Annotated in this window: 6 protein-coding genes; 3 read left to right on the top strand and 3 right to left on the bottom strand. The window is 67.2% G+C overall.

The genetic code is table 11. The annotated features are described in order from the left end of the window. Positions 1-17: 17 nt before the first annotated feature. From ACFV4K_RS34570 to ACFV4K_RS34560, 3 genes are all read right to left on the bottom strand, one after another. Positions 18-1,157, bottom strand: coding sequence for an anti-sigma-D factor RsdA (locus ACFV4K_RS34570; protein WP_379280523.1), 1,140 nt, complete (start codon positions 1,155-1,157; stop codon positions 18-20). After that, positions 1,150-1,731 (bottom strand): sigma-70 family RNA polymerase sigma factor, encoded by a 582-nt coding sequence (locus ACFV4K_RS34565; protein WP_154786124.1) that lies wholly within the window; start codon positions 1,729-1,731, stop codon positions 1,150-1,152. Before ACFV4K_RS34565 ends, ACFV4K_RS34570 begins: the two co-directional genes overlap by 8 nt. Positions 1,732-1,916: 185 nt before the next feature. Further along, positions 1,917-2,852 carry a hypothetical protein gene (locus ACFV4K_RS34560; protein ID WP_379280522.1) on the bottom strand — a complete coding sequence of 312 codons (936 nt, stop codon included), beginning with the start codon at positions 2,850-2,852 and terminating at the stop codon, positions 1,917-1,919. 611 nt (positions 2,853-3,463) lie between these two features. Here ACFV4K_RS34560 and ACFV4K_RS34555 point away from each other — a divergent pair. The 3 genes from ACFV4K_RS34555 to ACFV4K_RS34545 all read left to right on the top strand — a co-directional run bounded on the left by ACFV4K_RS34555 (position 3,464) and on the right by ACFV4K_RS34545 (position 5,045). Next, the gene (locus ACFV4K_RS34555) at positions 3,464-3,757 is read left to right on the top strand and encodes a WhiB family transcriptional regulator (RefSeq protein ID WP_357088823.1); all 294 of its coding nucleotides are present in this window, start codon (positions 3,464-3,466) and stop codon (positions 3,755-3,757) included. Positions 3,758-4,153: 396 nt separating this feature from the next. Further along, positions 4,154-4,729, top strand: a complete 576-nt coding sequence (locus tag ACFV4K_RS34550; protein ID WP_357089901.1) for a sigma-70 family RNA polymerase sigma factor — start codon at positions 4,154-4,156, stop codon at positions 4,727-4,729. 1 nt (position 4,730) lies between these two features. Beyond that, positions 4,731-5,045, top strand: a complete 315-nt coding sequence (locus tag ACFV4K_RS34545) for a hypothetical protein (RefSeq protein ID WP_379280521.1) — start codon at positions 4,731-4,733, stop codon at positions 5,043-5,045. Positions 5,046-5,275 lie beyond the last annotated feature (230 nt).

The raw sequence follows: 5,275 nt of genomic DNA, 5'->3' as shown, positions 1-5,275 counted from the left end.
GGGCTATCGGGACATGCCTAGTGCGTTCCCGGCACCGGCACCGGCACCGCGGGGGGTCCGGACGGCACGGCGAGCGACGACGGCAGCACCGGCGGGATGGTGATCGGCTGCTGAGCCGGCGGCTGCTGCTGGGTGGGCGGCTGCCCGCCGCCCGGAGTCCCACCCCCGGTATTGCCGATGGTCGGCACCGCGACCGATGTCGGATTGCCCGCGGTCGGCGGCGCCGTCTGCGGCTGGGTCTCCACCGGCGGCACGGTCGGCACCGAGGTCACCGGCGGCACCACGGGCGGCGTGGAGATGCCGCCACCGGTGGCCGGATTCGGGTTCGGGTTGGTGCCGCCGAGGATCGACGAATCCACCGTGGTCGGCGGATTGCCATCCGTCTTGGGCGGAACGACCGGCGACACCGGCACATTCGCGGAGGACGGCACGACCGGGGGCTTGGTCGTGGCCGGGGCCACCGCCGCCAGCGACTCGGCAATCTTGGGCGCCGTCGCCTGCAGCTGGGTGTAGAGCTGCTGCCAGCGATCGGTCAGGCTGTCCTTCTTGCCCGAGTCGTTGACCTGCGAAGCATTGTCCGCGGCCCGCTCCATCAGCGGCTTGGCCTCTTCGGCCTTGCCCTGCGCGATGAGCTCCTTGGCCTGTTCCAGGTCGCTGTCCGCCCGCGAGACCACGGTGGACTGAGCCTGTTCGCTGAACACGACGGTCTTCATCCGCCAGAGCGGATCGCCGGGACTCGCGTTGTAGGAGAACGCCGTCAGGCCACCGAAGATGAGTGCCAGGGCCGCCGCGGAACCCAGGATCGGCCGGACGAGCCGTAGTCGCCCGCGGTTGCCCGCGCCGATTCTGGCCTGTCGTGCACCGATCTCCTGATTGACCGCGGCGACGATGACATCCAGGTCCGGTCCGGCCGGCAAAGGCTCGGCCATGATCTCCGCACGCCAGTCGGCCAACAGGGCCGCCAGCTGGTATTCCTCCGAAGTACCCGTCTGCACGGGACCGTCACCGGAGATGGCGTCGATCAGCGCATCGTCGCGTCGCACCGCGGCGATATCGACCGGCCCGGTATCACCGGACGCCTCGGCGTAGGGACCGCTGTTCTGCGATCCAGGTTGCGCCTTGAAGTCGCCCCGACCGCGCTCGCCATCCCTAGCCATACATTTCACCTGCCCTCGCCACTTGAGACTTGAGTTTCGCGAGTGCCCGGTGCTGGGCGACTCGTATAGCACCCGCCGTACTGCCCACGGCGACTGCGGTTTCTTCAGCCGACAGACCCATGACCAGGCGAAGGATCAGGATTTCTCGATGCTTCTCCGGCAATGTCGCCAACAGTGCGTTCATCTGTCGGCTCGTTTCGGATTCGAGAGCTCGCTGTTCCGGTCCCTGGTCGGTGGATATGACATCCGGTACTTCGGCCATGGCGTCCGCCTTGTTACGGGCGGAATTTCTGTGGGCGTCCGCGACCTTGTGCGAGGCGATGCCGTAGACGAACGCCATGAACGGTCGACCCTGATCCTGATACCGGGGAAGAGCGGTCATGACGGCCAGACAGACCTCCTGCGCGACGTCGTCAGCGGAGAGTTGGCCGCGTTCGGCCGTTCCGATGCGCGCACGGCAATACCGCACCACGAGGGGGCGGATGCTCACCAGTACCTGGGAAAGGGCCGCCCGGTCGCCCTGCGCTGCGGCAGCGACGACAGCGGGATCCAACTCCTCACCCGTGTTGTTCATCGTCAGAGCTGTTCCTGGCGTTTACGAGAGTGGCACGGCGGCGGGATGGCGAGCCGATGCTTCCGCGGAGGGGCGGAACGGTCCAACAATAGCGGCTGGCGTACTGGCGCCAATCGTTACGGGGTCGTTCTCGGGGCAGTCTCAGGGAAGTGCCGGAGATCACTCAGGGACGATCGGCGGATCACTCAGGGACGGCCGAGAAGCTCGCTCGCCGAACGCAATCGCCCGCCGCGAGCGGCCAGCAACCGCGCGCACTCGGCCGCCACGGCCGCGCCGTCACCACCGGGCTCGACACCGGAGCGGAGCATGGCGCAGGCCCAGCGCAGCGGGAGCAACTCGTGTTCGGCGCAGGCCCGATCGACTTCGACTGCGAGAGCACGGGATCGATCGAGGTCGCCGGCGGCGGCGCTGGCGGCGGCCAGCAGTAGCCGAGATTTCACTCGATGCCGCAGCGAGGGCGAGTTTTCCGCGAGCACGACGGCGGCCTCGGCGTGCGCCAGGGCGGGGTCGGCTGGAACCGGGCCATCGCCCGCGGCGGGATCGGGCGCGGGGGCGGAGATCAATCCGGAGCCGGGGGCCGACAGCGCCGTCTCGGCACTCACCCAGTGCAACCGCACGCGCGGCCGCCACGCCGTGTCGGCGGTGACCAGGTGAACGTCGAGATAATTTCGGCAACGATTCAGCAGCCGGGCGGCAAGCGCCGGGCGGAGGGTGCCCAGGGCATCGGCGGCGAGTCCGGTCAACGCGTCGCAAACGGCTTCCGCGGATCGGATCTCCGCGAGTGTCGCGGCGGGCGCGGGATCGGCGGCGGCGAGCGCGGGCAGCGCCAGGGCGGCGGCGCGCCCGTCCACGACAGCGGCGTGGTTGTGCCAGCCGAGCTGGCGCAGCAACGACGCCTCGGTGCTGTGGGCGAGCGACAGCAGGGCGGGGTCGGTGGTGGCGCGCCGGGTGTGGCGGAGTTCGGCGCGCGCGGCGGCGTAGTAACCGATTCCACTCAGCGAGACAGCGCGCAGCCAGGATCCGGCGGCGTCGGGCGCGGCGGGCAACCCGGCGGCAGCACGCTCGGGCGCGGAACCGAACGCGGCGTCGGCGAGTACGGAGTTCACTTCGAGCACAGGCACAGCCGCACTGTAACCAGTGGCCGGACATGTGCGAGCAGGCCGCCATAGCATAGTTCGCCAGCTATCTGCCAGCATTCACCGGAGTCATTGTGTTTCCACTCCGTAAATCTGTCCTCGCTATCGACCAGCACGCCCGTAAGGAATTCGTATAGCGTTTCGCGCTATTAACCCGGCGGCCTCGAAACGGCCATCTCTACCCTACTCAGCGCGGGATGTCCAATGGCTGAGATCACTCTGATCGAGAGCCTTGCATAGATCGCGGCATCCGGATTCTGGTCCAAAAAGCCTGTTCTACCTGCTGCTTTACCCAGTCGGATGGGCTATCACGGCCAGGTCACGGCGCTGGGCAACCAATCAGTATCACCACAGGCACCCCATCTTGTAAATAGCGCGGATGTTAATTCTCTAATGTGCAGGTATTCGGCTCGAGTCGAATGAAGCTATTGACTCGAATTCGTTTCGCGACCTAACGTACGTCATCGCCGTCGTTGGCGTCGTGCTGAATTGCGGCGCCGATCAAGTGCGATCGCCGGGCCACGGCGATGCGGCCACCTGTTTGCCACCAGCACCGCTCGACAATGCCGACGAGCTCGCACCAAGAGGAGTTCACCATGCCGATGCCAACCCACCTCCCCGGGCCGAACGCCGATGTATGGGATTGGCAGATGCGCGGATCCTGCCGCGGTCAGGACTCCGCCGTGTTCTTCCACCCCGACGGCGAGCGCGGCCGGGCGCGGGCCCAGCGCGAGCTACGGGCCAAGGAAATCTGCAAGGCCTGCCCGGTGCTGCTGCAGTGCCGTTCGCACGCGCTGAAGGTCAGTGAGCCCTACGGCATCTGGGGTGGCATGTCGGAGACCGAGCGCGAGCTGCACGCCCGCCGCAACCGCCGTCGCATCGTCGCGTAATCCGGGCGCCCGCAGGCACTCTCGGCAAACGCGCGGGACCGGTGTTCACCAGCGGTGTCCCTGATGCGACAGCGGGCCGGGCTCGAGATTCTTCCCATCCTTTCGGGGTGGCGCGCCGAATAGCTAGCAAACACCCGGCACCGCCCGGCCGGGTCGGCTACCTCCGGCGCGTCACGGCGTGTCTTCGATGTCACGATTGCGACGTTTCGGTCATATCGGAAAATCGCTGTGCCACAGTCGCTTTGCCGAATACCCCCACCCGAGAGGAGGTCATAGCGGCACGCTACCCTCGTGGCCGATGACACAGAACGGAGCGTTGTGACAACGCGGCCGCCTGCCGCAGAGGGCGACTCGTTCCAGAGCTCGAGGGACGGACGAGGGGTGGATGCACCCAGCGTGGACTCTGCGGTGACGGCGCGCGCAGCCGAAAGTCTCGAACTCGCCGCACTTCTCGAGCGTTGCGGGCAGTCCGATCAGCAGGCCTTCGCCGAGCTGTACGACCGCACCAGCGCGCGAGTGTTCGGCCTGGTCCTACGCGTGCTCCACGATCCGGGATACGCGGAGGAGACCACTCAGGAGGTCTATCTCCAGATCTGGCGCACGGCCGCCAATTTCGATCCCAACAAGGGATCGGCTGTCACCTGGTTGATGACGCTGGCCCATCGCCGCGCGGTCGACCGAGTCCGCGCCGAACAGGCCCACGCCCAGCGTGAGGTCGCGTACGGCACCAGCACCCTCGGTAACGAATTCGACGAGGTCACCGAAGAGGTCGGGCGACGACTGGAGCAGCAGGCGGTACTCGCCGGGCTGGCCACCCTGACCGAGACGCAGCGGGAGGCGATCTCTCTCGCGTACTTCGGCGGTCGGACATATGCCGAGGTGGCGGCCTATCTGGGCGTAGGGTTACCTACCGTTAAGTCCCGTATTCGGGACGGACTGACACGACTCAAGAAAAGTTTGGGAGTGACGTGAGATGAACGAAAGCCAGATCGATCTCGCGCACACTGTCGCGCTCGGATCGATCGGCGACGAAGATCAGCGCGCAGTGGCGGACCTTTTGGATACCGACGACCCCGTACTGCGCGCCGCCTTCACCCTGGAAGTGCAGCAGACCCGAGAAGCGCTCGCGCTGGCCGCGTCCGCGCCGGCCGTCCCGCCGCCGCCCGCCCTCCGCGACCGCCTTCTCGCCGCGATAGCCACAGACCCGGCCCCGCCGACCCCGATTCACCATTCGCACACCGCTCTCCGCCACGGAAACGGCCGTTCGTCCTTCCCCGTGAGAGATTGACCCACCGCGCGCCCCGGAACGCTCTCCGGGGCAATCTCCCAATTCCACCCCGCCCCACCCTTTCAACTGGTAAGGGCACCCCCGGGTAGCACCCGAATCAAATGGGACTATTCGGACACCGTAACTCCGTGCGCGCCATGAGAATTCATGCCCTCACGCAGCACCCGCCGTCGAGATGACGCGCCCCAAGTCTGAAACGCCGAGGCCCCCGGACGGAATCCGTCCGGGGG

It is taken from the genome of Nocardia sp. NPDC059764 (genome assembly GCF_042732555.1).
Classification (GTDB): Bacteria; Actinomycetota; Actinomycetes; order Mycobacteriales; family Mycobacteriaceae; genus Nocardia.
This window is presented reverse-complemented; position numbering and strand designations above follow the sequence as displayed.

Excerpts from the sequence above, each read along its gene's own strand:
- ACFV4K_RS34570 (WP_379280523.1), bottom strand. The coding sequence starts at position 1,157 with ATGGCTAGGGATGGCGAGCGCGGTCGGGGCGACTTCAAGGCGCAACCT.
- ACFV4K_RS34565 (WP_154786124.1), bottom strand. The coding sequence starts at position 1,731 with ATGAACAACACGGGTGAGGAGTTGGATCCCGCTGTCGTCGCTGCCGCA.
- ACFV4K_RS34555 (WP_357088823.1), top strand. The coding sequence starts at position 3,464 with ATGCCGATGCCAACCCACCTCCCCGGGCCGAACGCCGATGTATGGGAT.
- ACFV4K_RS34545 (WP_379280521.1), top strand. The coding sequence starts at position 4,731 with ATGAACGAAAGCCAGATCGATCTCGCGCACACTGTCGCGCTCGGATCG.